Raw genomic sequence first — 26,196 nt, forward strand, 5'->3', positions numbered from 1 at the left:
CTTTTTAGCTCTGGCCTACGCTGCAGCACATGGCGCGTTGCAAGCTTCAGCGCTTACTTCTGCTTCGCGTTGATCACCGCTTCGGCCACGTTGTTCGGCGTTTCAGCGTAGTGCTTGAACTCCATCGTGTACGTCGCGCGGCCTTGGGTCGCCGAACGCAGCGACGTCGAGTAGCCGAACATTTCCGCGAGAGGCACTTCGGCGCGCACCAGCTTGCCACCGCCGCCGGCGATGTCTTCCATCCCTTGCACGAGTCCACGACGGCTCGACAGGTCGCCCATCACGTTGCCCATGAAGTCTTCCGGCGTTTCCACTTCGACGGCCATCATCGGTTCGAGCAGTACCGGCTTGGCGCGGCGCATGGCTTCCTTGAACGCGATCGAACCGGCCATGCGGAACGCGTTTTCATTCGAGTCCACGTCGTGGTACGAACCGAAGGTCAGCGTGACCTTCACGTCGACCACCGGATAGCCCGCCAGAACACCGGCCTTCAGCGTTTCCACAATGCCCTTGTCGACCGCCGGGATGAACTCGCGTGGGATCACACCGCCCTTGATCGCGTCGACGAACTCGTAGCCCTTGCCTTGCGGCGCCGGTTCGAGCGTGATCACCGCGTGGCCGTATTGGCCGCGGCCGCCCGACTGCTTGACGAACTTGCCTTCGACATCCTCGACCTTGTTGCGCACCGTTTCGCGGTACGCGACTTGCGGCTTGCCGACCGTCGCCTCGACACCGAACTCGCGCTTCATCCGGTCGACCAGAATTTCCAGGTGCAACTCGCCCATCCCGGAGATGATGGTCTGGCCGGATTCTTCATCCGTTTGCACGCGGAACGACGGGTCTTCCTGCGCCAGGCGATTGAGCGCGATGCCCATCTTTTCCTGGTCGACCTTGGTCTTCGGCTCGACTGCCTGCGAGATCACCGGCTCCGGGAAGATCATCTTTTCAAGGATGATCACGTGGTTCGGATCGCACAGCGTGTCGCCCGTGGTCGCTTCTTTCAGGCCGACCGCCGCGGCGATGTCGCCCGCGTAGACTTCCTTGATTTCCTTGCGCTCGTTCGCGTGCATCTGCAGGATCCGGCCAAGGCGTTCCTTCTTTTCCTTGATCGCGTTGTAGACGGTGTCGCCCGAATTCACCACGCCCGAATACACGCGGAAAAAGATCAACTGGCCGACGAACGGGTCAGTCATGATCTTGAAGGCAAGGGCGGAGAACGGATCGTCGTCTTTCGGATGACGCTCGATTTCGTTGTCGTGCTCGTCGTGACCGGTGATGGCAGGCACGTCGAGCGGCGACGGCAGATAGTCGATCACCGCGTCGAGCATGGCCTGCACGCCCTTGTTCTTGAACGCGCTGCCGCACAGCATCGGCACGATCTCGTTGGCGATCGTGCGCACACGGATACCGTGCTTGATTTCCTCTTCGGTCAGCGTTTCGCCGCCCAGGTATTTCTCGAGCAGATCCTCGCTCGCTTCAGCGGCGGCCTCGACCATCTTGTCGTGCCATTCCTTGGCGGTGGCGGCGAGCTCTGCCGGGATATCCTTGTACTCGAACTTGATGCCCTGGTTCTCTTCGTCCCAGACGATCGCTTTCATCTTGACGAGATCGACCACGCCCTGGAAATGCTCTTCCGCGCCGATCGGAATCTGGATCGGCACGGCGACGCCCTTCAGACGATCGCCGATCTGCCTCTGTACGCGGAAAAAGTCCGCGCCGACGCGGTCCATCTTGTTGACGAATGCAATGCGCGGCACCTTGTACTTGTTCGCCTGGCGCCACACCGTTTCGGACTGCGGCTGCACGCCGCCGACCGAGTCGTACACCATGCAGGCGCCGTCGAGCACGCGCATCGAGCGCTCCACTTCGATCGTGAAGTCGACGTGGCCCGGGGTGTCGATGATGTTGATCCGGTGTTCCGGATAGTTGCCGGCCATGCCTTTCCAGAAGGCGGTCGTGGCCGCCGACGTGATAGTGATGCCGCGCTCCTGCTCCTGTTCCATCCAGTCCATCGTCGCCGCACCGTCGTGAACCTCGCCGATCTTGTGGGTCACGCCGGTGTAGAACAGGATGCGTTCAGTGGTGGTGGTTTTACCGGCATCGATGTGAGCGCTAATGCCGATATTTCGGTAGCGCTCGATGGGGGTCTTGCGGGGCACGTGAACCTCCTTGGAATAGCGCGCCTGAAGGCGCTTGCCGGGCGGCAGTCTGTGCTGCCCGGGCAGTCTGGGTGCTGCAGTGTCAAGAATACTAGGATAGCGCGTCGGCCCGTCTTTTGCAGGAATCTTGCCAGCTGGATCCGAGCGCCTGCTGGCGGGGTTTCGGCGGCCGGAACGGCGCGCGCCGGGCAAATGAAAAAGCCGGCGCCCTGCAAAAGGCACCGGCTTTTTTTGAAGCAGCGGCTGACGAAGTGGCGGGCGCCGCCATGGTCGACGCGACTTATTGCGCGGCCGGCAGCCCCTGGATCTTCATCCCCGGTTTGATGCCCTTCGACGTGAACCAGCCTTTGCTCATCTCCAACGCATACACGCCGTTGTTCTTCGGGCAGTGATTGTTGGTGGTCTCGGCCTGCATCTCGTCGATGTCGGTGATCGTGCCGTCGGCGCGCATGAATGCGATCGACAGCGGGATCAAGGTGTTCTTCATCCAGAAGCAATGCCCTGCGTTTTCATTGAAGACGAACAGCATGCCTTCGTTCGGTGCGAGGTTCGTGCGATACATCAAACCTTGCTCGCGGTCCGGATCGTTGGCGGCGACGGCGGCGTCGATCACGAACATGCCCGCTGTCAGCTTTGCGCGCGGAAAATCGCCGGGCTGCTTCGCACCGGCCGGCATCTGCTGCGCATGGGCGGGAAGAGCGGTAGTGGCGGCGAACGACAGTGCCGCGAGCGGCAGTGCAACGGCAAACGCGAAACGCGCAATCAACGAGCGCATGGAAAATCGCACGGCATGACTCCTGGCTGGAAATTAACCCGCGAATGTTACGCGAGCGCGTCAAAAACAAAAAGGCAGATCGCCTTGCGGCGATCTGCCTTTCAACGCCGTAAGAACGGCAATGAAGCTAGTTCTTGACTGCGTTGTTACAACAAACTTACTCCGAAGCGCCCGAAGCTGCAGCTGCTGCTGCCTTCTTGTGCGACTTCTTGTGAGCGTGGTGCTTGGTGGCCTTCTTTGCCGACGAAGCTGCTGCTGCCGGAGCTGCCATCGGAGCTGCCGAAGCTGCTGCCGGTGCCGAAGCTTGTGCGAATGCTGCCGTTGCGAAGAGACCAGCGACCAGAGCGGCGATCAGTTTGTTCATTTTGTGAATCCTCAGCTTTAGTTAATTAACCAAATGACCCGGCTATATGTAGAGTCATGTCGGTAAACGTGCCATCCACCTTTCGGTTGACAGCCGCATCGAACAAATTTTCGACGCGTCTGCTTTAGCGCTCAGACTCCCTGTACCTCCCGCGAGAGCGGCTTGCACAAAGGCCCTTAAGGCTGAATGCCGGATAGCTTCGGGCGGCATCTGTGTCGAATAACGCGTGAGCTCGCGCACCGGTTGACGTAATTTTTCGCGAATGTTTATTCGTCGACACGCGAATGGAAATGGATCGCCGGGCAGTGCTCGCGAGCTCTATTGTTTCACGCATGTTTCACAGCAGTTTCGCGCGGAATTTTATTTGCGAATACAACGAGTTAGATTTTTCGATGCAGATGCAAAAATGCGTAAGTGTGTATGCAATGTGGTTCAAACGACGCCGTCCCACGGCGCCTTAAGCGGCAACTCAGTGCTCTCGCCAGGTTGCAGCCCCAGCGAAAAAATATCGAGCGCGCCCACGCCGACGCGTACGAGGCGCAGCGTCGGAAAACCCACCGCCGCAGTCATTCGGCGCACCTGGCGGTTCTTGCCTTCGGTGATCGACAACTCGATCCATGTGGTCGGAATCGCGGCGCGATAGCGGATCGGCGGGGTGCGTGTCCATAGTGCGTCAGTCGGCTCGACATATTCAGCGCGGCATGGCCGTGTGACATAGTCGCCGAGATCGACGCCGCGCGCGAGCTTCTTCAGGGTGGCCTGATCGACCGCGCCTTCCACTTGCGCCCAATAACGTTTGACCAGTTTGTGGCGCGGCTCGGCGATGCGCGCTTGCAGCGCGCCGTCGTCGGTGAGCAGCAGCAGCCCTTCGCTGTCCGAGTCGAGCCGGCCCGCCGGGTAGACGCCGGGCACCTTGACCCAGTTGGCCAGCGACGCGCGCGTTTCGTGCGGCGAAAATTGGCAGATGGTGCCGAACGGTTTGTTCAAAGCGAGAAGACGCATACTGGATCGGTGAAAGACGCGGGTGCCGGCCGGGCGGGGAAGCGCCGTCCAAGCCTTGAGAGGCGCGGGTTCAATAGTAAATGGCGGGGATAATAATGCATAATTAGCGCTGGCAAGTCTTTTATCTTATATAAGACATAAGAATAAGAAGCGCTTCAGCGTGCACGTCATGTAGGAAAACCCCGACCCGCGGCAGGCTCGCTCCAGTATCGGCGTGGGCTAGAATAGCGGCCTGGCCGCCTGCGGGCGTCCAGCATGCGCGTAGCGAGGAGCGCCCGGTTTCGCAGTCTCCCATCAGCTTTCAGCACAGCCTTCACTGGAGTCCGATCATGCCGTATCAGCACATCAAGGTTCCGACCGGCGGTGACAAGATCACTGTCAATGCAGATTTCTCGCTCAACGTTTCCGACCAGCCGATCATTCCGTTTATCGAAGGCGACGGCACAGGCGCCGACATCACTCCGGTGATGCTCAAGGTGGTGGATGCGGCAGTTGAAAAAGCGTATGCAGGCAAGAAGAAGATCCACTGGATGGAAATCTACGCCGGCGAGAAGGCAACCAAGGTGTACGGCCCGGACGTGTGGCTGCCGGAAGAATCGCTGCAGGTGCTGAAGGAATACGTCGTGTCGATCAAAGGTCCGCTCACCACGCCGGTGGGCGGCGGCATCCGTTCGCTGAACGTCGCGCTGCGTCAGGACCTGGATCTGTATGTCTGTTTGCGCCCGGTGCAGTACTTCAAGGGCGTGCCTTCGCCGGTGCGTGAACCGGAAAAGACCAACATGGTGATCTTCCGCGAGAACTCGGAAGACATCTACGCCGGTATCGAGTGGGCGGCGGAATCGGAACAGGCCAAGAAGGTCATCAAGTTCCTGCGCGAAGAAATGGGCGTGAAGAAGATCCGCTTCCCGGAAACGTCGGGCATCGGTATCAAGCCGGTGTCGCGCGAGGGCACGGAGCGTCTGGTGCGCAAAGCGATCCAGTACGCGATCGACAACGATCGCCGCTCGGTCACGCTCGTGCACAAGGGCAACATCATGAAGTTCACGGAAGGCGCATTCCGCGACTACGGTTATGCGCTGGCGCAGAAGGAATTCGCCGCGGAGCTGATCGACGGCGGCCCGTGGATGAAGGTCAAGAACCCGAAAACCGGTGGCGACATCGTCGTGAAAGACGTAATCGCCGATGCGTTCCTCCAGCAGATTCTGCTGCGTCCGGCGGAATACGACGTGATCGCCACGCTGAACCTGAACGGCGATTACGTTTCGGACGCACTGGCTGCGCAAGTCGGCGGTATCGGTATCGCGCCGGGCGCGAACATGTCGGATTCGGTCGCGATGTTCGAAGCCACGCACGGTACGGCGCCGAAATACGCGGGTAAAGATTACGTGAACCCGGGTTCGGAAATTCTCTCGGCGGAAATGATGCTGCGCCACCTCGGCTGGACTGAAGCGGCGGACCTCATTATCAAGTCGATGGAGAAGTCGATCCTGCAAAAGCGGGTCACGTATGACTTCGCGCGTCTGATGGAAGGCGCGACGCAAGTGTCGTGCTCGGGTTTTGGTCAGGTGATGATCGAGAATATGTAAGCGATTCGAGCTGGTTTCTCCCAGCCTGGAATGGGACCCCGGCGCCGTGAGGCGGCCGGGGTTTTTGTTTTTTGAGGTGGAACATGGGTGGACGCGATTCAAGCGGGAGGTAAAAGTAGCTTGCGTTATGATTCTTCGATTACCTGCTTTTCGTGCATCGTACCTATTCGTTCTGCAATGACCTCCGTGTGGCGAATCCTCATCGTGCTGGCCCTCGCGTTGCTTGCGACGCAAGGTGCGTTCGCGCACGAACATGCCACGGCGCCGATGCAAGGCGCTCGCGCGATGCAGGCCGTCCAACCCGCCGACGGTGCGTTCGCCACCGTCAGTGAAACCGCACCCTGCGCCAGTATGGCCGCCGCCGGGGTGCCCTGTCGGCACGATCATTCTTTGTGCTGCTCGAACGCGTGCGGCACGCATTGCGCCGCACTGTTCGTCGTATTTGCTTTCGAGCCGCGCGCGTCCGGCGCGTCGCTGCCGCGGGCGCTTGCCGAGCCGCAGCGCACCGGTGTCACTCGTGCGCCTCTGTTGCGGCCGCCGATAGGCTGATCGTTGTGCGTGCCAACGCCGCGCACGCCACAAGGTCAAGGTCGCGCTTCCCATAAGCCGACCCGTTAACGATCGAGCGTGGACTCGCCCCGGCGCCTGTCCCGCTATCTGAACAAAACAGAGGAAATCATCCATGATTCGCAGGCAATTTCTCGCCCGCGCGTTGAGCGCGGCAGCCGCGTCGTTGTTCGCGCGCAGCGCGTTCGCACAGCATGACGCCCATTCGATGCACAAGATGTCAGGCGTGGACGATATGGGCGGCATGGACATGTCCGATATGCCGTCGATGTCCGCACACAAAGCGGCCAAGCCGGCGGCCGCGTCATTGGCCGCGCCTGACGCACTTCCGGCCGGCGCGCCGCTCGCCGCTTTACGTACGCTCGCCAACGAAAGCCGTGAGCCTGGCGTGTTCCGCGCGACGTTGGTCGCGCAACCGGTCAAACGCAAACTGCTGCCCGGCAAACCGTTCACCATCTTCTGGCAATACGACCAGGGCGGCGCAAACGCCAGCGTGACACAGACCGCGGGTCCAGTCGTCGGTCCGTTGATCGACGTTCGCGAAGGCGACACTGTCGAGATCCGCTTCGTCAACCGTCTGCCGCAAGCGTCGACGATTCACTGGCACGGCTTGCCGGTGCCGCCCGACCAGGACGGCAATCCTTCGATGCCGGTCGCGCCGGGCGCTTCGCATGTGTACCGCTTCACGTTGCCGCCGGGCAGCGCCGGCACCTACTGGTATCACCCGCATCCGCACATGATGTCGGCGGAGCAGGTATTTCGCGGACTGGCCGGACCCATTGTGGTGCGCGCAGCCGACGATCCGCTTTCAGTCTGGCCCGAGCGCCATCTGTTCTTCTCGGACCTGAAGCTCGCTAGTGACGGCACCATCCCGCCGAACGACATGATGGACTGGATGAACGGCCGTGAAGGCCAGTTCGTGCTGGTCAACGGCGCGCGCCGTCCGCGCATCGAGGTAACGAACGACGAGCGTTGGCGTCTGTGGAATGGATGCAATGCCCGTTATTTGAGATTTTCGCTCGGCGCCGGGCAGCATTTTGCGCAGGTCGGCACGGACGGCGGCCTGCTGGAGCAGCCGCGCGAAGGACTCACGGAGCTGTTGCTGGCGCCTGGCGAGCGCGCCGAGGTGATCGTCCGCGCGGGCGCGAACCTGTCGCAGGTGGTGCTGAGCGCCGGCGTTTACGATCGCGGCAAGATGGCGATGTCGCACGGCAGCCTGCCGCCCGACCCAGCCCATGCGCTCGCCGACGTTAGCTTTAATCCGCCATCTGGCGTCAAGGCGCGCGAGTTGCCGGCGACGTTGCGCCCCATGTCGCCGCTCGGCACGCCGGCCGCGAAGAAATCCGTAGTGTTCTCGGAACAGATGGACATGGCCGCGATGCACAACCCGAAGGCGTCAGCTGTGCATGGCAACACAATGCCTGCCGGTATGACTTTCATGATCAACGGTCAGGTTTTCGACCCATCGCGCATCACGTTGACCAGCCGGCGCGACGAAGTCGAACTCTGGTCGATCGAAAACCGCACCGACATGGATCATCCGTTCCATCTGCACGGCACGCAGTTTCAGATTGTCGAGCGGGAGCGGGGCGGCGCGGTCACGCCGGAGCCATATCGGGCGTGGCGCGACACGGTCAATGTGCAGCCGGATGAGATCGTGCGGATTGCCACCGTACAGCGGATGGTGGGCGAGCGCATGTTCCATTGTCACATCCTCGAACACGAGGACCTCGGCATGATGGGCACGCTGAAGGTGGTGTGACGCGTGCGGTGAGCGCTCAGCAGGTTTAGAAGGGGAAGCCGAAAAAAAGAAACCCGGCACGAAGCCGGGTTTCCAAGGAACGGGAATCGAACAGATTCAGGCAGGTGCCTGGATGTTCGATGCCTGCTTGCCTTTCGGGCCTTGCACGACCTCGAAGGTTACTTTTTGACCTTCCTTGAGGGTCTTGAACCCATTCATCTGGATGGCCGAGAAGTGTGCAAACAGATCCTCACCACCTTCATCAGGCGTAATGAATCCGAAACCTTTTGCGTCATTGAACCATTTGACCGTACCAGTTGCCATTCCAACTTCCCCTGTAACTCATGTCACTACCACGAGCCCTCGAAAAGCTCCACGACCGCGATGCAGCCGCTCCCTCCTCACAAGCTCACCATCGGCATTTTTTCGAAATTTATGGCGCAGTGAAAAAAGTGCCAGCTTGATTGTTGAGGCTCTTTATTCGAGTGTCAAGAAAATTTTGAGACGCTCGTCGCCTCGTTGCAAACAGTCGATTTCCAGGGTTTTTCCCGCTTTTGTTATGTGCGGTTGCGCAAGCGGGCCGTCTTGAAAAGTCGCATAATCGACTCACCTGCTGTTCTGCGGGGCGCCCGTTGCTGACAACCCGCCCCGGCAGGTTGTGCGATACTCGATCCGACTGCGGCGCAGCACGGCCGCGAAGCATCACTGGATAGGGGCCGGCTCCGCAATCGGCTCGTGGAATGACGCACGCTTGGGGGGGATTACCCATCAGGCGGCAGCGAACGGGCTCACCGGCCGGACGGTCGGGTTTTGACAGGATTGCGGGCCTGTCCTAGTTGTTTAGAATGGGTGTATGGCGATTATCCCGGACAAGCAGGACGGCACCGTACTGGAGCGGCAGGAAAAGAAGCTGAAGCCGCCTTCCATGTACAAGGTGGTGCTGTTGAATGACGACTTCACGCCGATGGAATTTGTCGTGATGATCGTGCAGGAATATTTCAATAAAGATCGTGAAACCGCAACGCAGGTTATGTTGAAGGTGCATCGCGAGGGCAGGGGAGTTTGTGGGGTCTATACGCGGGACATCGCGTCGACCAAAGTCGAGCAAGTCGTTACCCACGCACGGCAGGCCGGGCATCCGCTGCAGTGTGTGATGGAGGAAGCATGATTGCCCAGGAACTGGAAGTCAGCCTGCACATGGCGTTCATGGAAGCACGCCAGGCACGGCACGAGTTCATCACGGTCGAACATCTTTTGCTGGCACTGTTGGACAATCCGACGGCCGCGGAGGTGTTGCGTGCATGCGCGGCCAATATCGAGGATCTGCGCCAGAACCTGCGCAACTTCATTCATGACAACACGCCTACCGTGCCCGGCACGGATGACGTCGACACGCAGCCCACGCTGGGTTTCCAGCGTGTGATTCAGCGCGCGATCATGCATGTGCAATCCACCTCGAATGGCAAGAAGGAAGTCACCGGCGCGAACGTGCTGGTGGCGATCTTCGGCGAGAAGGACTCGCACGCGGTGTACTACCTGCAACAGCAGGGCGTGACGCGCCTCGACGTGGTGAACTTCATCTCGCACGGCATTGCGAAGACCAGCAGCACGGACGCCGCGAAAGCGAGCGACGCGAATGCCGAGTCCGACGAGGCCGCCGCGCAGAAGGAAACCCCGCTGGCACAGTTCACGCAGAACCTGAACCAGATGGCGAAAGACGGCCGCATCGATCCGCTGATCGGGCGCGAGTCGGAAGTCGAGCGCGTGGTGCAGGTGCTGTGCCGTCGCCGCAAGAACAATCCGCTGCTGGTCGGCGAGGCCGGCGTCGGCAAGACGGCGATCGCCGAAGGGCTCGCCTGGCGCATCACGCGCGGCGAAGTGCCGGACATCCTGGCGGATGCGCAAGTGTATTCGCTCGACATGGGCGCGCTGCTCGCCGGCACCAAGTATCGCGGCGACTTCGAACAACGTCTGAAGACGGTCCTCAAGGAATTGAAGGAACGTCCGCACGCCATCCTGTTCATCGACGAGATTCATACGCTGATCGGCGCGGGTGCTGCATCGGGCGGGACGCTGGACGCGTCCAACCTGCTGAAGCCGGCGTTGTCGTCGGGCACGCTCAAGTGCATCGGCGCGACGACCTTCACTGAGTATCGCGGCATCTTCGAAAAAGACGCGGCATTGTCGCGCCGGTTCCAGAAGGTCGACGTGACCGAGCCGACCGTCGAGCAGACGGTGGCGATCCTGCGTGGCCTGAAGTCGCGTTTCGAAGAGCATCACGGCGTGAAGTATTCGTCGGGTGCGTTGTCGGCGGCGGCTGAGTTGTCGGCGCGCTTCATCACGGATCGTCATTTGCCGGACAAGGCGATCGACGTGATCGACGAAGCAGGCGCGGCGCAACGCATCCTGCCGAAGTCGAAGCAGAAGAAGACCATCGGCAAGAACGAGATCGAAGAAATCATCTCGAAGATCGCCCGCGTCCCGCCGCAAAGCGTGTCGCAAGACGATCGCAGCAAGCTGCAAACGCTGGATCGCGATCTGAAGAGCGTGGTGTTCGGGCAAGACCCGGCCATCGACGCACTGTCGGCCGCGATCAAGATGGCGCGCGCAGGTCTCGGCAAGCTGGACAAGCCGATCGGCGCGTTCCTGTTCTCCGGTCCCACGGGCGTCGGCAAGACGGAAGTGGCGAAGCAACTGGCGTTCACGCTGGGGATCGAGTTGATCCGCTTCGACATGTCGGAATACATGGAGCGTCATGCGGTGAGCCGTTTGATCGGCGCGCCGCCGGGCTACGTCGGTTTCGATCAGGGCGGTCTGCTGACCGAAGCTGTCACGAAGAAGCCGCATTGCGTGCTGCTGCTCGACGAAATCGAGAAGGCGCATCCGGACATTTACAACGTGCTGCTGCAGGTGATGGACCACGGCACGCTGACGGACAACAACGGCCGCAAAGCGGATTTCCGTAACGTCATCATCATCATGACGACGAACGCGGGCGCCGAGGCAATGGGCAAGTCGGTGATTGGCTTCACGAATCGCCGGGAGACCGGCGACGAAATGGTCGACATCAAGCGCATGTTCACGCCGGAGTTCCGTAACCGTCTGGACGCGACGATCAGCTTCCGCTCGCTCGATGAAGAAATCATCATGCGCGTGGTCGACAAGTTCCTGATGCAGCTGGAAGATCAGCTGCATGAGAAGAAGGTCGATGCGCTCTTCACTGACGCGCTGCGCAAGCATCTCGCCAAGCACGGTTTCGACCCGTTGATGGGCGCGCGGCCAATGCAGCGTTTGATCCAGGACACGATCCGTCGTGCACTGGCCGACGAGTTGCTGTTCGGCAAACTGATGAACGGCGGTCGCGTGACTGTCGACGTCGATGCGGAAGACAAGGTGCAACTGACCTTCGACGAGCATCCGGCGCCGCGCAATCCGAATCCGGAAGCGGTCGAAGTCGAGTAAGGGCGAAGTTGACGCTTCGTTTCACTTGAAAGAAGAAGGGCGCGGGTTAAATCCCGCGCCCTTCTTCTTTTTGCATTTCAATCTACTTCGTCGCGCCGCAATCACGCCGCCAAGCGATAGATCAATGCTTGCCGGTGCTGCCGAAACCGCCTGCGCCACGCTCGCTTTCCGCGAAATCGTCGACGATGTTGAACGCGGCTTGCACGACCGGCACGATCACGAGTTGCGCGAGGCGCTCCATCGGATTCAGCACGAAGGTGGTTTCGCCGCGGTTCCACGTCGAAATCATCAGCTGCCCCTGGTAATCCGAATCGATCAGACCGACCAGATTGCCCAGCACGATCCCGTGCTTATGGCCCAAACCCGAGCGCGGCAGGATCAAGGCCGCATAGCCCGGATCGCCGACGTGGATCGCCAGACCCGTCGGCACCAGTGCGGTGCCGCCGGGCGCGAGCGTCAATGGTTCGTCGAGGCAGGCGCGCAGGTCGAGGCCCGCGCTGCCGGTGGTTGCGTAGGCCGGGAGTTGGTCGCGCATCCGCGCATCGAGAATCTTCAGGTCGAGTTTCATGCAGGTTCGAAAGGTTAAGAGGTGGAGGCTTGGCGTCCGAGCTGGAACGCGTCGGCCAGGAGTTCATAGGAGCGCAGCCGGGCGCGATAGCTGCCCGCTACGGTGAGTACGATCAGTTCGTCGGCCTGGAATTGCGCCTGCAAATCCTGGAGGCGCTCGGTCACGGTTTCCGGCGTGCCGATGATACTGCGCGGCTTCTCGCGGTCGATCACCAGTTGCTCGCGTACGCCGTATTCTTGCGCCGCGCCTTGCTCGACCGTCGGAATCGGCGCATTCAGGCCAAGGGCCATCTGCACGCGGCGCAGGTCGACCGCTTTTTCCAGGTTGGCGGCTTCCTGCTCGGTGTCCGCGCAAATCACGAACACGGCGGCGGCCAGGTACGGCTGTTCCGCTTCCAGGCTAGCCTTGAAGCGGTCACGATAAGCCAGCGCCACCTGATGCCCGAAGTGCGCGTTGATGAAATGCGCGAACGCGAAGCGGATACCAAGTTGCGCCGCGAGCAGGCCGCCGAATTCGCTCGAACCGAGCATCCAGAGTTGCGGGCGCGTGGCGACTTGCGGTTGCAGCAGTACGCCGCGCGCGAGATGGCCCTCGGGCAGCGGGCCGTGCATCAGGCCGACCAGATCCGCGACCTGCTGCGGGAAAATGTCGCCGCGATTGTAGGCGCCGGCCGCCACCGCTTGCGCCGTTTGCATGTCTCCGCCCGGCGCGCGTCCTACGCCGAGATCGATACGATTGGGAAACAGCGCCTCGAGCATCATGAACTGCTCGGCGACTTTGAACGGGCTGTAGTACGGCAGCATCACGCCGCCGGAGCCGATGCGGATACGTTTGGTCACGCTGCCGAGGTGCGCGAGCATCACCTCGGGGCAGGGGTTCGACACGCCGCGCAGGCCGTGGTGTTCAGCGCACCAGTAGCGTGTGTAGCCGAGGTCGTCGGCAAGTTGCGCCAGTTCGACAGTGGCGGCGATCGCGTCCGCCACCGAGTGCCCGTCGATCACGGGCGTTTGATCGAGCACGGAAAGTAGCGTCATGTCAGTACTGCTCCAGATGATTCAGTGCGCTCGGGCGACTCGCGGCAAGGCATGCTGAATTCACAGCGTGCGTCGCAGCGGGCAGCTTCAGCGAATCGGACTAGTGTCGGGCAGACGCCTGGCGATCTCCGCAATCAGCGCGCGCGCGAGCGTCTGCTTGTCGGCGCGTGGCAGCCTGGTCACGCCGCCTGCTTCGAACAGAATCACTTCGTTATCGTCGAGGCCGAAGGTCAGCGGGCCGAGATTGCCGATCAGGAGCGGCACCTTCTTGCGCACGCGCTTTTCTTCGCCATGCACTTCCAGGTCGCCGCTTTCCGCCGCGAAACCGACCGCAAAAGGCGGATGCGGGAGCTTCGCTACCGAGGCCAGAATATCCGGATTTTCGACGAAGGTGAAAGCCGGCATCGCGCGCTCGGCGGTCTTCTTGATCTTGTGCTCGCTCGTGTGATCGACGCGCCAGTCGGCGACCGCGGCCACACCGATGAAGATGTCGCAGTCGGCGACCGACTGCATCACCGCGTCGTGCATCTGCTGCGCGGTTTGCACGTCCTCGCGGAACACGCCCCACGGGGTTTCCAGCGCCACCGGACCGGCGACCAGATGCACGTCGGCGCCCGCTTGTTGCGCGGCGCGAGCGAGAGCGAAGCCCATCTTGCCGCTCGAACGATTGGTGATGCCGCGCACCGGATCGAGCGGTTCGAAGGTCGGGCCGGCCGTCAGCAACACGCGCCGGCCAGACAGAATTTTGGGTGAAAAGAATGAAGCGATCGCTTCATAGGTCGCCGACGCTTCCAGCATCCGCCCGTCGCCGACTTCGCCGCACGCTTGCGGACCCGAGTCGGGGCCCAGCACTTCGATACCGTCCGCGCGCAGTTGTGCGACGTTGCGCTGTGTCGCCGGGTTCTGCCACATCTGCCGGTTCATCGCGGGCACGACCAGCAGCGGACAATCGCGCGCGATGCACAGCGTCGACAGCAGATCGTCGGCCATGCCGTGCGCGAGTTTGGCGAGGAAATCGGTGGAGGCGGGCGCGATCACGATCGCATCCGCTTCACGCGACAGATCGATGTGCGCCATATTGTTCGGCACGCGCGCGTCCCACTGGCTCGTGTAGACCGGACGGCCCGACAGCGCCTGCATGGTGACGGGGGTGATGAACTGCGTGGCCGCTTCGGTCATCACGACCTGCACGGTCGCGCCGGCTTTGGTCAGCAGGCGCGTGAGTTCGGCGATCTTATAGCAGGCAATACCGCCCGTCATGCCGAGGACGAGGTGTTTTCCTGCGAGTTCTTCGGTTGCCAACGAAAGCCTCCGACAAAGCGTGGTGGCGAGCAGCGGCGCATTGCACCGCCGCCGGCCTTCAAACCGGACGTAAGCGCGGACCTAAGCGGCGTTAGCGCGCGCCGCGCACGCGCCGCAATTCGTCTAGCACAAGCAGGATCGCGCCGATCGTGATCGCGCTGTCGGCGAGATTGAACGCCGGCCAGTGCCACGTGCGCACGTGGAAATCGAGAAAGTCGATCACGTGGCCGTACGCCAGCCGGTCGATCACATTGCCGAGCGCACCGCCGAGAATCAGCGAGAGCGCCGTGCAGAACATCCGCTGCGTGCCGTGACGCTTGAGCAGATAGCTGATCACCAGCGCCGCGACCACGCCGAGCGCGGTGAACGCCCAGCGCTGCCAGCCGCCCGCCATCGCGAGGAAGCTGAATGCCGCGCCACGGTTGTACACGAGGATCAGATTGAAAAACGGCGTGACCTCGTGCGCGACACCGTACGCAAATACTTTCTGGACCGCGATTTTCGTCAGCTGATCGAACAGGATCACGATCAGTGCAACGCCGAGCCATGGCGCCAGCGAACTGTTTCCGGTTGACGATTTCGACATGCTTCTCGCCATTATGCCGCGCTCCTGGTTTCACCGTTGCCGAACAGATTGCTGAAGCAACGGCCGCACAGCGTGGGGTGTTCGGCGTTCGCGCCGACGTCCGCGCGATAGTGCCAGCAGCGTTCGCACTTCAGATACTTCGATGCGATGACTTCGACGCCTTCTTCCGCTTCGCTGTCGACCTTCGCGACGGTCGCGGCCGACGTGATCAGCACGAACTTCAGGTCGTCGGCGAGGCTTGCGAGCGCGTCGTAACGCGCGCCGCTCGCACGGATTTCGACTTCCGCCTGCAGCGACGAGCCGATCAGGTTCGCCACGCGCGCTTCTTCCAGCGCCTTCGTCACGTCGCTGCGCGCGGCGCGCAGCAGCGTCCATTTGTCGAGCAGGGCGCCGGCGTCCGGCACCGCCGGGAACGCGTGATAGGTTTCCGTGAAAATCGTTTCGCTGTTCGGCGAGAAGATCTTCCACGCTTCTTCGGCGGTGAACGACAGGAACGGCGCCATCAGACGCAGCAGACCGTGCGCGATGTGATACAGCGCGGTTTGCGCCGAACGGCGCGCGACGGAGTCAGCCGCCGTGGTGTACAGACGGTCTTTCAGCACGTCCAGGTAGAAACCGCCGAGGTCTTCCGAGCAGAACGTCTGCAGCTTCGCGACCACCGGGTGGAACTCGTACTTGTCGTAGTGCGACAGGATGTCGTTCTGCAGATTCGCCGACAGCGCCACCGCATAGCGATCGATTTCGAGCCAGTCTTCGACCGGCCGCGCGTGCTGCGCGAAGTTGAAGTCCGACAGGTTCGCGAGCAGGAAGCGCAGCGTATTGCGGATGCGGCGATAGCTTTCCGTCACACGCTTCAGGATTTCCTCGGAGATCGCCAGTTCGCCCGAGTAATCGGTCGAGGCGATCCACAAGCGGATGATTTCCGCGCCGAGGCGGTTCGCGACTTCATGCGGATCGATACCGTTGCCGAGCGACTTGCTCATCTTGCGGCCTTCGCCGTCGACGGTGAAGCCGTGCGTCAGCAGCGCGTTGTACGGCGGGCGGCCGTCGAGCATCGACGCGGTCAGCAGCGACGAGTGGAACCAGCCGCGGTGCTGGTCCGAGCCTTCCAGATACAGGTCGGCCGGGAATTGAAGTTCGTCCTTATGCGAGCCGCGCAGCACGTGCCAGTGCGTGGTGCCGGAATCGAACCACACGTCGAGCGTGTCGCGATTCTTCTCGTACATGTTCGCGTCGTCGCCGAGCAGTTCGCGCGGGTCGAGCGTTTGCCATGCTTCGATGCCGGCCTTCTCGACGCGTTGCGCGACTTCTTCGAGCAATTCCTGCATGCGCGGATGCAGTTCGCCGGTTTCCTTGTGCACGAAGAACGCCATCGGCACGCCCCATTGGCGCTGACGCGACAGCGTCCAGTCCGGGCGGTTGGCGATCATGCTGAACAGACGCTGCTTGCCCCACGACGGATAAAACGCGGTGTTTTCGATGCCTTCGAGCGCGGTTTCGCGCAGCGTTTTGTCGGTGTCGTTCGGCTTCACGTCCATGCCGGCGAACCACTGCGACGTCGCACGATAGATGATCGGCGTCTTGTGGCGCCAGCAGTGCATGTAGCTGTGAGTGTATTTCTCGCTGCGCAGCAGCGAGCCGGCGCCTGCAAGCGCTTCGACGATCTGCGGATTGGCCGCCCAGATTGACAGCCCACCGAACAGCGCGAGCGATTCGATGTAACGGCCGTCGCCCATTACCGGATTGATGATGTCCGAATCGGCCATGCCGTGCGCTTTGCACGACACGAAGTCTTCCACACCGTACGCCGGCGACGAGTGAACGATGCCGGTGCCGGTTTCGGTCGTCACGTAGTCGCCGAGATACACCGGCGCCGTGCGCTTGTAGCCCGGATGCGCGGACGCGAGCGGGTGGTTGAAGCGCAGGTTCACGAGCTTCGCGCCCGGCGTAGTCGCGACGATCGTGCCTTCCAGGCCGTATTGTTTCAGGCACGCTTCGACGCGTTCTTCCGCGAGGATCAGCAAACCGCGCGGCGTATCGACCAGCGCGTAGACGATTTCCGGATGCAGGTTCAGCGCCTGGTTGGCGGGGATGGTCCACGGCGTCGTGGTCCAGATCACGATGCCGCCTTCGTTGCGCGGCAGCGCTTTCAGGCCGAACGCGTGTGCGGTCTTTTCCGGCTCGGCGAAGCCGAACAGCACGTCGATCGTCGGATCGGTCTTGTCCTTGTATTCGACTTCCGCTTCGGCCAAAGCCGAGCCGCAGTCGAAACACCAGTTGACCGGCTTCAGGCCGCGAAACACGTAGCCCTTTTCCATGATCTTCGCGAGTGCGCGGATTTCGCCGGCTTCGTTCGCGAAGTTCATCGTCTTGTACGGATTGTCCCAGTCGCCGAGCACGCCCAGACGCCGGAAGCCGACCTTCTGCTTCTCGATCTGTTCGGTTGCGTAGGCGCGCGCCTTCTGCATCACTTCGGCGGCCGGCAGCGACTTGCCGAACTGCTTTTCGATCTGGATTTCGATTGGCATGCCATGGCAATCCCAACCGGGCACGTAGACCGCGTCGAAGCCCGCCAGATTGCGCGCCTTGACGATCATGTCCTTCAGGATCTTGTTCACCGCGTGGCCGAGGTGGATGTCGCCGTTCGCATACGGCGGGCCGTCGTGCAGGATGAACTTTTTGCGGCCACGGCTGGCGGCGCGGATCTTTTCGTAGATCTTGCGTTCCTGCCATTCCTTGACCCATTGCGGCTCGCGCTTGGGCAGGTCGCCACGCATCGGGAACGACGTGTCGAGCAGGTTGACCGGGTAGCGGGACTGCGGTTTCGAATCGGCTTTCTTGTTGCTCATGATGAGATCGCGGTGAATTCTTTCTATGCGCAGCGGGGCGCGGTATGCGCAAGATGCGCAGGGCGTTGGGCGCGCCCGGCAGGCATGTCGCGTAATTCACGGACGCCTTTCGATGCGCGCAGCGAGGGTACATGCAGCACAGATAGCGCTCGCATGTACCGCGGCGGCTATCTAATTCGGTCGGTGGCCGAGGTGGCGAAACCGGTGGAGCGGCTGCCCGGCGTGCCGGCGCCGACGGCCGCGAACCACGCGCGGGCATTGGCGACGTCGCGCGCGATGGCGGCAGTCAGCGTTTCGAGGTCGACGTATTTCTCTTCGTCGCGCAGCTTTTTGAGGAATTCGACGCGCACGAGTTTGCCATACGCGTCGCCGTGCCAGTCGAGCAGATGCACTTCGAGCAGCACGCGGCCGGAATCGTCGACGGTGGGGCGCAGGCCGAGGCTCGCGACGCCCGGCAGCGGTTCGTCAGCCACGCCATGCACGCGCACGACGAAAATGCCCGCGAGCGCCGGACGCTTGTGGGCGATCGGCAGATTGAGCGTGGGAAAGCCGAGATCGCGGCCCAGTTTCATGCCGTGCACGACGTGGCCGCTGATCAGGTAGTCGCGGCCCAGCGCGGCCCGCGCCGAATCCAGATCGCCCGCCACCAGTGCCGTGCGCACGCCCGAACTGGAAATGCGCGCGCCCGACGGATCGGCCACGGTTGCCATCTGCTCGACCTCGAAGCCGTACTGCTGACCGGCGGCCTTGAGCGACGCGAAGTCGCCCGCGCGCCTGGCGCCATAGCGGAAGTCGTCGCCGATCATCACCCAGCGCGCATGCAGGCCGTTGACGATGATCCGTTCGACGAATGCATCCGGCGACTGGCTGGCGAAGGTGTGATTGAAATGCTCGACTACCACCCGGTCGACGCCGTTGGTGCGCAGCGCCTCGAGCTTGTCGCGCAGCATCGCGATACGCGGCGGCGCGCCAGCCGGGTTGAAGAACTCGCGCGGGTGTGGCTCGAAGGTCATCACGCAGACGGGCAGGCCGCGTGCATCGGCAGCCGCGCGCACATGGGCGAGCAAAGCCTGATGGCCGCGGTGGACACCGTCGAAGTTGCCGATGGTCAGTGCGCAGGGCGCACGGCTTTCGGCATTGGGAAGACCGCGGAAGACTCTCACGATAGCGGGTTTGAGGTAGGGCGGCCGAGGTGCCGCAAAACAAATGATTATAAACGCTCAGCGCGTGAGACGGCGGCGCGTCGCGGTTTCAGTGTCCCCCGAATGATAAAATCCGCGGATGAAAAAACTCGTCATCCTGATTTCCGGGCGGGGAAGCAACATGGAAGCCATCGTTCGCGCCTGTTCGCGCGAAGGCTGGCCGGCGCGAGTCGCCGCCGTGATCGCCAACCGTCCTGACGCCGCGGGCCTTGCGTTCGCGGCGTCGCACGGCATTGCCACGGCGGTGGTCGACCACCGCCAGTTTCCCGATCGCGAGCGCTTCGACGCTGCGCTGGCGCGCGAAATCGATAGCTTCGCGCCCGACCTGGTCGTGCTCGCCGGCTTCATGCGGGTGCTCACGGCCGGTTTCGTCGACCATTACGCCGGGCGCATGCTGAACGTGCACCCGTCGCTGCTGCCGAGCTTCCCGGGGCTGAAAACCCATCAACAGGCGCTCGATGCGGGCGTGCGGCTGCATGGCGCGTCGGTGCATTTTGTCACGTCGCAGCTGGATCACGGGCCGATCGTCGTGCAGTCGGCCGTGCCCGTGCTGGCAGGCGACACCCCCGCCATGCTCGCCGAGCGCGTGCTGGCAACCGAACACATCATTTATCCACGCGCGGTGCGCTGGTTCGTCGAAGGGCGTCTTGCTCTCGACGGCTTGCGTGTCACGCTTACGCCGCCGGAGCCGCAATGGCTCTTTGCCGGTCACACCGCCGGAGAGGGCGCATGAGATTGCATGGTTTTCTGATTGGACAAACCGAGACTTTGCTGGCTGAAGTCCTGAAACTGAACGGCCCGGCCGACGCCACCACCAGCCGTTTTTTTCGCGCGCATCCGAAGCTCGGGCACGGTGAACGCGGCGTGATCGCCGAGGCGGTCTTCGCGGTGCTGCGCCGGCGCATGGAATTCGCCCATCTGGCCGAAAGCGGCGCCGGCAGCCCGGCGCGCCGGATGGCCTTGCTCGGTCTGATGCAGACGGCCGGCCGCACGGCGCTCAAGCCGTTCGTGTCCGAAGCCGAATCGAAGTGGCTCGAACACGTTGCGACGATCGATCCGGCGAGCCTGCCGCTGCGGATTCGCCTGAATCTGCCCGACTGGATCTGCCAGGCGCTGAACAAGCGCTTTGAAGCCGAAGAACTGGCGCAACTGGCCGCCGCGCTGAACTACCCGGCGCCGCTGGACCTGCGCGCCAACCCGATCAAGGCAAGCCGCGACGACGTGCTGACCGCGCTGTCGAAGGCCGGTATCGAGGGCGGCGCGACGCCGTTCGCGCCGTTCGGTGTGCGGGTGGTCGGCAAGCCGCCGCTCACCAAGCTCGACGCGTTCCAGCACGGCTGGGTCGAAGTGCAGGACGAAGGCAGCCAGTTGCTGTGTTCGCTGGTCGCACCCAAGCGCGGCGAGATGATCGTCGACTTTTGCGCGGGCGCGGGCGGCAAGACGCTGGCGCTGGGCGCGGCGATGCGCTCGACCGGGCGCCTGTACGCATTCGACATCTCCGAGCGGCGCCTGGCCAAGCTCAAACCGCGCCTTGCGCGCAGCGGCCTGTCGAACGTGAATCCGGTGCTGATCGACAGCGAACACGACGCCAAGATCAAGCGTCTGGCCGGCAAGATCGACCGCGTGCTGGTCGACGCGCCGTGCAGCGGGCTGGGTACGCTGCGCCGTAATCCCGATCTGAAATGGCGTCAGTCGCCCGAATCGGTCGCCGAACTGGCGCCGAAGCAGGCGTCGATTCTGGCGAGCGCAGCGCGTCTGGTGAAGAAGGGCGGCCGGCTCGTCTACGCGACCTGCTCGATCCTGGAAGCGGAAAACGAGGTGGTCGTGCAGCAATTCCTCGCCGGCCATCCCGATTTCGTGCTGGTGCCCGCCCGCGACGTGCTCGCGGAGCAGCGCATCGATCTGGAAATGGGCGATTACCTTTCTCTGTGGCCGCACCGCCACGGCACCGACGGCTTCTTTGCCGCCGTGCTGGAACGTCAGGGCTAAGCACAAGACACAAGAGACTTTTTTGCCGGCGCCCGCGTCCTTTCTTTGAACACGGCGCGCAGGCGCATTCGGCAACATCATGCAAAACCGTATTTTTCCTCACATGTTCGGCGACCTCGCGCGCGATTTCGGTCAGCCGGTAATGCTGTGGCAGGTCGGCGTGCTGCTCGGGACGCTGGCGATCGCGTGGCTGCTCGCGCGAGTGTTGCGCAGCACGCTCGATCTGCGGCGCCAGACGCGCTACCAGACGCTGCGCTTCGGCGCGGAAAGTCTGAACCGCGCGGTTTTTCCGCTGATCGGCGCGGCGCTCGTCTGGGTCGCCATAGCGATCACCGGCCAGTTCATGCATACCTCGCTGCTCGATCTTGCGCTGGTGCCGCTGTTCGGCATCGGCTTGATTTACATCGTTTTTTTCTTTGCGCGACGGGTGTTCAGCCGTGACGGCGAGACCCATCCGTGGCTGTTTCTGGTCGAAAAGTTCGTCTCGCTGATCGTCTGGGTCGGCATGGTGCTAACCGTGATGGGCATTCAGGACGACGTGATCCGATGGATGGCCAGCGTGCAGTTCCGGGTCGCCAATGCGCACATGACGCTGCTCTCGCTCACCACGGGGCTGTTGTGGGTGTGCGTGACGATGATCGTCGCGATGTGGCTCGGCTCCACGTTCGAAGACCGGCTGATGCGCTCGAAGACGCTCGACGCCAATCTGAAAGTAGTGGTGGCGCGTGTCGGCCGGGCGGCGTTCGTGCTGGCGGCGGTGCTGATCAGTCTGTCGCTGGTCGGTATCGATATCACCGTGCTGGGCGTGTTCGGCGGCGCGCTAGGCGTGGGGCTCGGGTTCGGGTTGCAGAAAATCGCCAGCAACTACGTGTCGGGCTTCATCATTCTGATCGACCGCTCGCTGCGAATCGGCGACACGATCAACGTCAGCGGCTTGCAGGGCATGGTCACGCAGATTCGCACCCGCTACACGGTGGTGCGGGGTCTCGACGGCATCGAAACGCTGATTCCAAACGAAAAGCTGATTACGGATGTGGTGCAGAACCAGTCGTCGTATCTGACCCGCGGCTATGCGAAGGTGGCGGTGCAGGTTGCGTACACGTCCGATGTCGAGCAGGCGATGGCGTTGCTGACCCAAGCCGCTGGGGGCGTCGCGCGGGTACTGCGGGAACCGGCGCCCACGGCCTATCTGGCCAGCTTCGGCGCCGACGGTATCAATCTCGAACTCGGTTTCTGGATCGAGGACGCGGCAACCGGTACCTCGGGCGTGCGCTCGGCCGTCAATCGCAATATCTGGCGTCTGTTCTCCGAGCACGGCATCTCGATTCCGCTCGCGCAACGCGAAGTGCGAATCGTCGGCAACGTGAGCGACGCAATGCCGCGGCCGGTAACAATGACCGCCACAGCGGCGAGCCAGGCCGACAGCGCTCCCTGACGGGCACTTCGAACACGCCGGCATGTCTTAACAGGACGTCTGGCGTGTTCCTTCCGGTTGATACCGCACAAAAAAACTCTATTTGTTACAAACACTTGGAACGCTTCAAGTAGAATGTCGTCCAATCCCGCTGTATGCTTTCACTTTCTTGACATGCGCATTTTGCGTGTGTCTCGTGTCTCTCGTTCCACAGGTAAATTGCCTTGTTGAATTCCTTGCTCGATTTCCTTGCCCACGGCCTGTTGCACTTCTCATGGTTGCAACTTGTGCTGTACACGCTGATCGCAACGCACATCACGATCATCGGCGTGACGGTCTATCTGCATCGCTGCCAGGCGCACCGTGCGCTGGAGCTGCATCCGGTCGTCAGTCATTTTTTCCGTTTCTGGCTGTGGATGACCACCGGCATGCTGACCGGCCAATGGGCCGCGATTCACCGTAAGCATCACGCGAAGTGCGAAACCGAAGAAGATCCGCATAGCCCGCAAACGCGCGGCATCTGGAAGGTGCTGCTCGAAGGCGCGGAACTGTACCGTGCCGAAGCGAAGAACGAAGAAACGATGCGCAAGTTCAGTCACGGCACGCCGAACGACTGGATGGAACGCAACGTTTACACGAAATACCCGATCCTCGGCGTGAGCCTGATGATGGTGCTGAACGTCGCGCTGTTCGGTGTCGTCGGCCTGACGATCTGGGCCGTGCAGATGATCTGGATTCCGTTCTGGGCTGCCGGCGTGGTCAATGGCCTCGCGCACTTCTGGGGCTACCGCAACTTCAATTCGTCGGATGCGAGCACCAACATCTTCCCGTGGGGCATCATCATCGGCGGCGAAGAGTTGCATAACAATCATCACACGTATGCGACGTCGGCCAAGCTGTCGAACAAGTGGTACGAGTTCGATATCGGCTGGATGTACATCCGCATCCTGTCCGCGTTCCGTCTTGCCAAGGTGAAGAAGGTCGCGCCTACGCCGCGTCTGACCACCGGCAAGCTGGTGCTCGATCAGGACACACTGCAGGCCGTGCTGGCGAACCGCTACGAAGTGATGGCGCGCTACGGTAAGGCGCTCAAGCGCGCCTACCGCCAGGAACTGGCGCATCTGAAGGAAGTTGGCGCACGTGAGAAGTATCAGGCGATGCGCGGCGCGCGTAGCTGGTTCCACAAGGAAGAGGCCGGTCTGGACGAGCCGCAGAAGCGTCTGCTGCCGCAAATCTCCGCGAACAGCCAGAAGCTCAAGACGTTTATCGAACTGCGCAACGAACTCGCGGCGATGTGGGAACGCTCCAATGCATCGCGCGATCAGTTGCTGATTCAGTTGCAAGACTGGTGCCATCGCGCTGAGCAGAGTGGTATTAAAGCGCTGCAAGAATTCGCGATGCGTCTGCGCCGCTATGCTTGACCACGAAATCTATTAAAATTTCGTTACGTCACAAAACCCCGCGTTGGCGGGGTTTTGCTTTTTGGGCCGCGGAAATTGCAACGGACAGCGATTGACAGGGCGCGGCGGTAGAGCGAAGGCAGAGGAAATCATGGATCAGCAGGCGATCAGGAGCGTCGAGTACGACCGCCCACAGGCGCAGGGCACCGCCTGCGGAATCGGGCAGGCGTGGGCGAAGGTGCCCGACGTGCCGTCGGCGGAAGAGAAGGTCGCGCTGAAGGCGCGTATTCGCGCATTGCTTGCACGTGAAAAAGCCGTGCTCGTCGCGCACTATTACGTCGACGCGCAATTGCAGGAGCTCGCCGACGAAACCGGCGGCTGCGTGGCCGATTCACTGGAGATGGCGCGCTTCGGCCGCGATCACGAGGCGCAAACGCTGGTGGTCGCAGGCGTGCGCTTCATGGGCGAGACCGCGAAAATCCTGAGTCCGGACAAACGCATTCTGATGCCCGATCTCGACGCGACCTGTTCGCTCGATCTCGGCTGCCCGGTCGATGAATTTTCGGCTTTCTGTGATGCTCATCCGGATCGCACGGTCGTCGTGTACGCGAACACGAGCGCGGCGGTCAAGGCCCGCGCGGATTGGATGGTGACGTCGTCGATCGGTCTGGAGATCGTCGCTGATCTGCATGCGCGTGGCGAAAAAATCATCTGGGCGCCGGATCGGCACCTCGGCAGCTACATCCAGAACAAGACCGGCGCGGACATGTTGTTGTGGCAGGGTTCGTGTCTCGTGCACGACGAGTTCAAAGGCATCGAACTCGATCTGCTGCGCGCCGAATATCCCGGCGCCAAAGTGCTGGTGCATCCGGAGTCGCCGGCAAATGTGGTCGCGCAAGCGGACGTGGTCGGTTCGACAACCCAGCTGATCGACGCCGCGCAGAAACTCGACGCGACGCATTTCATTGTGGCAACCGATCTCGGCATTCTCCACAAGATGCAACTCGCCGCGCCCGGAAAGACCCTCATCGCGGCACCGACGGCGGGCAACAGCGCGACTTGCAAGAGCTGCGCGCATTGCCCGTGGATGGCGATGAACGGGCTCGCGAATCTGGCCGACGTGCTCGAGCGTGGCCACAACGAGATTTTTGTCGATCGTGCGGTTGGCGAGCGGGCGCGTTTGCCGATCGACCGGATGCTCGACTTCGCCGCGCGTCACAAGAAGCGCGTGCAGGCGAGCGGCGATCTCGCGCGCGACGCGCAACTGTATTCGAACGTGGGGGCGGCGTAATGGGGGCGGTTGAACGCAGTCAGGTCGAGGCGGTGTCGCCGCTGTTCGCTGAAATTCGGGCGCAGTACGGCGCGGCATTCGATGCCGCGTTGGCGCGCAACGTCGCCGACGCGCTGGCCGAAGATATCGGCGCGGGCGATCAGACCGGCCGCCTTGTGCCCGCGGACGACGTGCGCGATGCACGCATCATCGTGCGCGAAGATGCTGTGCTGTGTGGTGTGCCATGGTTCGACGCGGTGATGCGCGAGGTCGATCCGCGCATCGATGTGCGGTGGCGCTACCGTGAAGGCGACCGGATGACGGCCGACACGCCGGTTTGCGAGCTGCGCGGCCCGGTGCGCGCGTTGCTGACTGCGGAGCGCAACGCGCTCAACTTCCTGCAACTGCTGTCGGGCGTGGCGAGCGCAACGCGTCGTTATGTCGACGCGATCGCGCACACGCGTACGCGCATCCTCGATACGCGCAAGACCTTGCCGGGATTGCGACTCGCGCAGAAATACGCGGTGCGCGTTGGCGGCGGCGCGAATCAGCGGCTTGCGTTGTATGACGGCATTCTGATCAAGGAAAACCACATCGCGGCGGCCGGCGGCGTCGGCGCGGCGATGGATGCGGCGCTTGCATTGAATGCGGGCGTGTCGATCCAGATTGAAGTCGAGACGCTGGCGCAATTGGAAACCGCGTTGGCGCATCGCGCGCAATCCATTCTGCTGGACAACTTTTCATTCGATGCGATGCGCGATGCGGTCCGTATCACGGCAGGACGCGCGGTGCTGGAGGTGTCTGGCGGCGTGAACTTCGACACGGTGCGGACTATCGCGGAAACGGGCGTCGATCGCGTGTCGATCGGTGCGTTGACCAAAGACGTGCGCGCAACAGACTACTCGATGCGGATCGTCTGAGCGGCA

22 protein-coding genes are annotated in these 26,196 nt (G+C 62.2%); 11 read left to right on the forward strand and 11 right to left on the reverse strand.

Annotation, left to right across the window (positions count from 1 at the left end):
• Positions 1 to 53: 53 nt before the first annotated feature.
• The 4 genes from fusA to WN982_RS03955 all read right to left on the reverse strand — a co-directional run bounded on the left by fusA (position 54) and on the right by WN982_RS03955 (position 4,300).
• The gene (fusA, locus tag WN982_RS03940) at positions 54 to 2,159 is read right to left on the reverse strand and encodes an elongation factor G (RefSeq protein WP_341314486.1); all 2,106 of its coding nucleotides are present in this window, start codon (positions 2,157 to 2,159) and stop codon (positions 54 to 56) included.
• Between the two features lie 280 nt (positions 2,160 to 2,439).
• The gene (locus WN982_RS03945) at positions 2,440 to 2,946 is read right to left on the reverse strand and encodes a DUF192 domain-containing protein (protein WP_341314487.1); all 507 of its coding nucleotides are present in this window, start codon (positions 2,944 to 2,946) and stop codon (positions 2,440 to 2,442) included.
• Positions 2,947 to 3,091: 145 nt separating this feature from the next.
• Positions 3,092 to 3,298: a hypothetical protein gene (locus WN982_RS03950; RefSeq protein WP_341314488.1), complete on the reverse strand. Its 207-nt coding sequence runs from the start codon at positions 3,296 to 3,298 to the stop codon at positions 3,092 to 3,094.
• Between the two features lie 432 nt (positions 3,299 to 3,730).
• Positions 3,731 to 4,300, reverse strand: a complete 570-nt coding sequence (locus WN982_RS03955; RefSeq protein WP_341314489.1) for a pseudouridine synthase — start codon at positions 4,298 to 4,300, stop codon at positions 3,731 to 3,733.
• Positions 4,301 to 4,629: 329 nt separating this feature from the next.
• Here WN982_RS03955 and icd point away from each other — a divergent pair, with 329 nt between their 5' ends.
• The 3 genes from icd to WN982_RS03970 all read left to right on the forward strand — a co-directional run bounded on the left by icd (position 4,630) and on the right by WN982_RS03970 (position 8,215).
• Complete coding sequence (gene icd, locus WN982_RS03960) at positions 4,630 to 5,886, forward strand: NADP-dependent isocitrate dehydrogenase (protein WP_341314490.1); 1,257 nt, start codon at positions 4,630 to 4,632, stop codon at positions 5,884 to 5,886.
• Positions 5,887 to 6,072: 186 nt separating this feature from the next.
• Positions 6,073 to 6,435: a hypothetical protein gene (locus tag WN982_RS03965; protein ID WP_341314491.1), complete on the forward strand. Its 363-nt coding sequence runs from the start codon at positions 6,073 to 6,075 to the stop codon at positions 6,433 to 6,435.
• A 133-nt stretch (positions 6,436 to 6,568) separates the two neighbouring features.
• Entirely contained in the window at positions 6,569 to 8,215 is a 1,647-nt protein-coding gene (locus tag WN982_RS03970; protein ID WP_341314492.1) for a multicopper oxidase family protein, read from the forward strand.
• Between the two features lie 96 nt (positions 8,216 to 8,311).
• Here the strand turns inward: WN982_RS03970 and WN982_RS03975 are convergent, their stop codons facing one another.
• Positions 8,312 to 8,518 (reverse strand): cold-shock protein, encoded by a 207-nt coding sequence (locus WN982_RS03975; RefSeq protein ID WP_007180614.1) that lies wholly within the window; start codon positions 8,516 to 8,518, stop codon positions 8,312 to 8,314.
• A 529-nt stretch (positions 8,519 to 9,047) separates the two neighbouring features.
• Between WN982_RS03975 and clpS the strand changes: the two genes are divergently transcribed.
• Both clpS and clpA read left to right on the forward strand, forming a co-directional pair.
• On the forward strand, positions 9,048 to 9,362 hold the full coding sequence (gene clpS, locus WN982_RS03980) for an ATP-dependent Clp protease adapter ClpS (protein ID WP_006050100.1): 315 nt from the start codon (positions 9,048 to 9,050) through the stop codon (positions 9,360 to 9,362).
• Entirely contained in the window at positions 9,359 to 11,656 is a 2,298-nt protein-coding gene (clpA, locus tag WN982_RS03985; RefSeq protein ID WP_074765373.1) for an ATP-dependent Clp protease ATP-binding subunit ClpA, read from the forward strand. Before clpS ends, clpA begins: the two co-directional genes overlap by 4 nt.
• A 121-nt stretch (positions 11,657 to 11,777) precedes the next feature.
• On the opposite strand, the gene dut is transcribed toward clpA, so the two are convergent.
• The 6 genes from dut to WN982_RS04015 form a co-directional block, all read right to left on the reverse strand.
• On the reverse strand, positions 11,778 to 12,224 hold the full coding sequence (gene dut / locus WN982_RS03990) for a dUTP diphosphatase (protein WP_341314493.1): 447 nt from the start codon (positions 12,222 to 12,224) through the stop codon (positions 11,778 to 11,780).
• Positions 12,225 to 12,238: 14 nt separating this feature from the next.
• Positions 12,239 to 13,258: an LLM class flavin-dependent oxidoreductase gene (locus tag WN982_RS03995; RefSeq protein WP_341314494.1), complete on the reverse strand. Its 1,020-nt coding sequence runs from the start codon at positions 13,256 to 13,258 to the stop codon at positions 12,239 to 12,241.
• 87 nt (positions 13,259 to 13,345) lie between these two features.
• Entirely contained in the window at positions 13,346 to 14,560 is a 1,215-nt protein-coding gene (gene coaBC / locus WN982_RS04000; protein WP_341314495.1) for a bifunctional phosphopantothenoylcysteine decarboxylase/phosphopantothenate--cysteine ligase CoaBC, read from the reverse strand.
• A 91-nt stretch (positions 14,561 to 14,651) separates the two neighbouring features.
• Positions 14,652 to 15,158: a signal peptidase II gene (lspA, locus tag WN982_RS04005; RefSeq protein ID WP_341314496.1), complete on the reverse strand. Its 507-nt coding sequence runs from the start codon at positions 15,156 to 15,158 to the stop codon at positions 14,652 to 14,654.
• Positions 15,158 to 17,995, reverse strand: a complete 2,838-nt coding sequence (gene ileS, locus WN982_RS04010) for an isoleucine--tRNA ligase (RefSeq protein WP_341314497.1) — start codon at positions 17,993 to 17,995, stop codon at positions 15,158 to 15,160. Before ileS ends, lspA begins: the two co-directional genes overlap by 1 nt.
• Before the next feature lie 167 nt (positions 17,996 to 18,162).
• The gene (locus WN982_RS04015) at positions 18,163 to 19,158 is read right to left on the reverse strand and encodes a bifunctional riboflavin kinase/FAD synthetase (RefSeq protein ID WP_341314498.1); all 996 of its coding nucleotides are present in this window, start codon (positions 19,156 to 19,158) and stop codon (positions 18,163 to 18,165) included.
• Positions 19,159 to 19,276: 118 nt separating this feature from the next.
• Here WN982_RS04015 and purN point away from each other — a divergent pair, with 118 nt between their 5' ends.
• From purN to nadC, 6 genes are all read left to right on the forward strand, one after another.
• Complete coding sequence (gene purN / locus WN982_RS04020; RefSeq protein ID WP_341314499.1) at positions 19,277 to 19,930, forward strand: phosphoribosylglycinamide formyltransferase; 654 nt, start codon at positions 19,277 to 19,279, stop codon at positions 19,928 to 19,930.
• Entirely contained in the window at positions 19,927 to 21,186 is a 1,260-nt protein-coding gene (locus WN982_RS04025; protein ID WP_341314500.1) for an RsmB/NOP family class I SAM-dependent RNA methyltransferase, read from the forward strand. Before purN ends, WN982_RS04025 begins: the two co-directional genes overlap by 4 nt.
• A 79-nt stretch (positions 21,187 to 21,265) precedes the next feature.
• A complete protein-coding gene (locus WN982_RS04030) occupies positions 21,266 to 22,621 on the forward strand; it encodes a mechanosensitive ion channel domain-containing protein (protein ID WP_341314501.1) in 1,356 nt (451 codons plus the stop codon).
• 203 nt (positions 22,622 to 22,824) lie between these two features.
• A complete protein-coding gene (locus WN982_RS04035) occupies positions 22,825 to 24,021 on the forward strand; it encodes an acyl-CoA desaturase (RefSeq protein ID WP_341314502.1) in 1,197 nt (398 codons plus the stop codon).
• A gap of 130 nt (positions 24,022 to 24,151) precedes the next feature.
• The gene (nadA, locus tag WN982_RS04040) at positions 24,152 to 25,291 is read left to right on the forward strand and encodes a quinolinate synthase NadA (protein ID WP_341314503.1); all 1,140 of its coding nucleotides are present in this window, start codon (positions 24,152 to 24,154) and stop codon (positions 25,289 to 25,291) included.
• Entirely contained in the window at positions 25,291 to 26,190 is a 900-nt protein-coding gene (gene nadC / locus WN982_RS04045) for a carboxylating nicotinate-nucleotide diphosphorylase (RefSeq protein ID WP_341314504.1), read from the forward strand. Before nadA ends, nadC begins: the two co-directional genes overlap by 1 nt.
• Positions 26,191 to 26,196 lie beyond the last annotated feature (6 nt).

The sequence above is a fragment of the Paraburkholderia sp. IMGN_8 genome, from assembly GCF_038050405.1.
Taxonomy (GTDB): Bacteria; Pseudomonadota; Gammaproteobacteria; order Burkholderiales; family Burkholderiaceae; genus Paraburkholderia.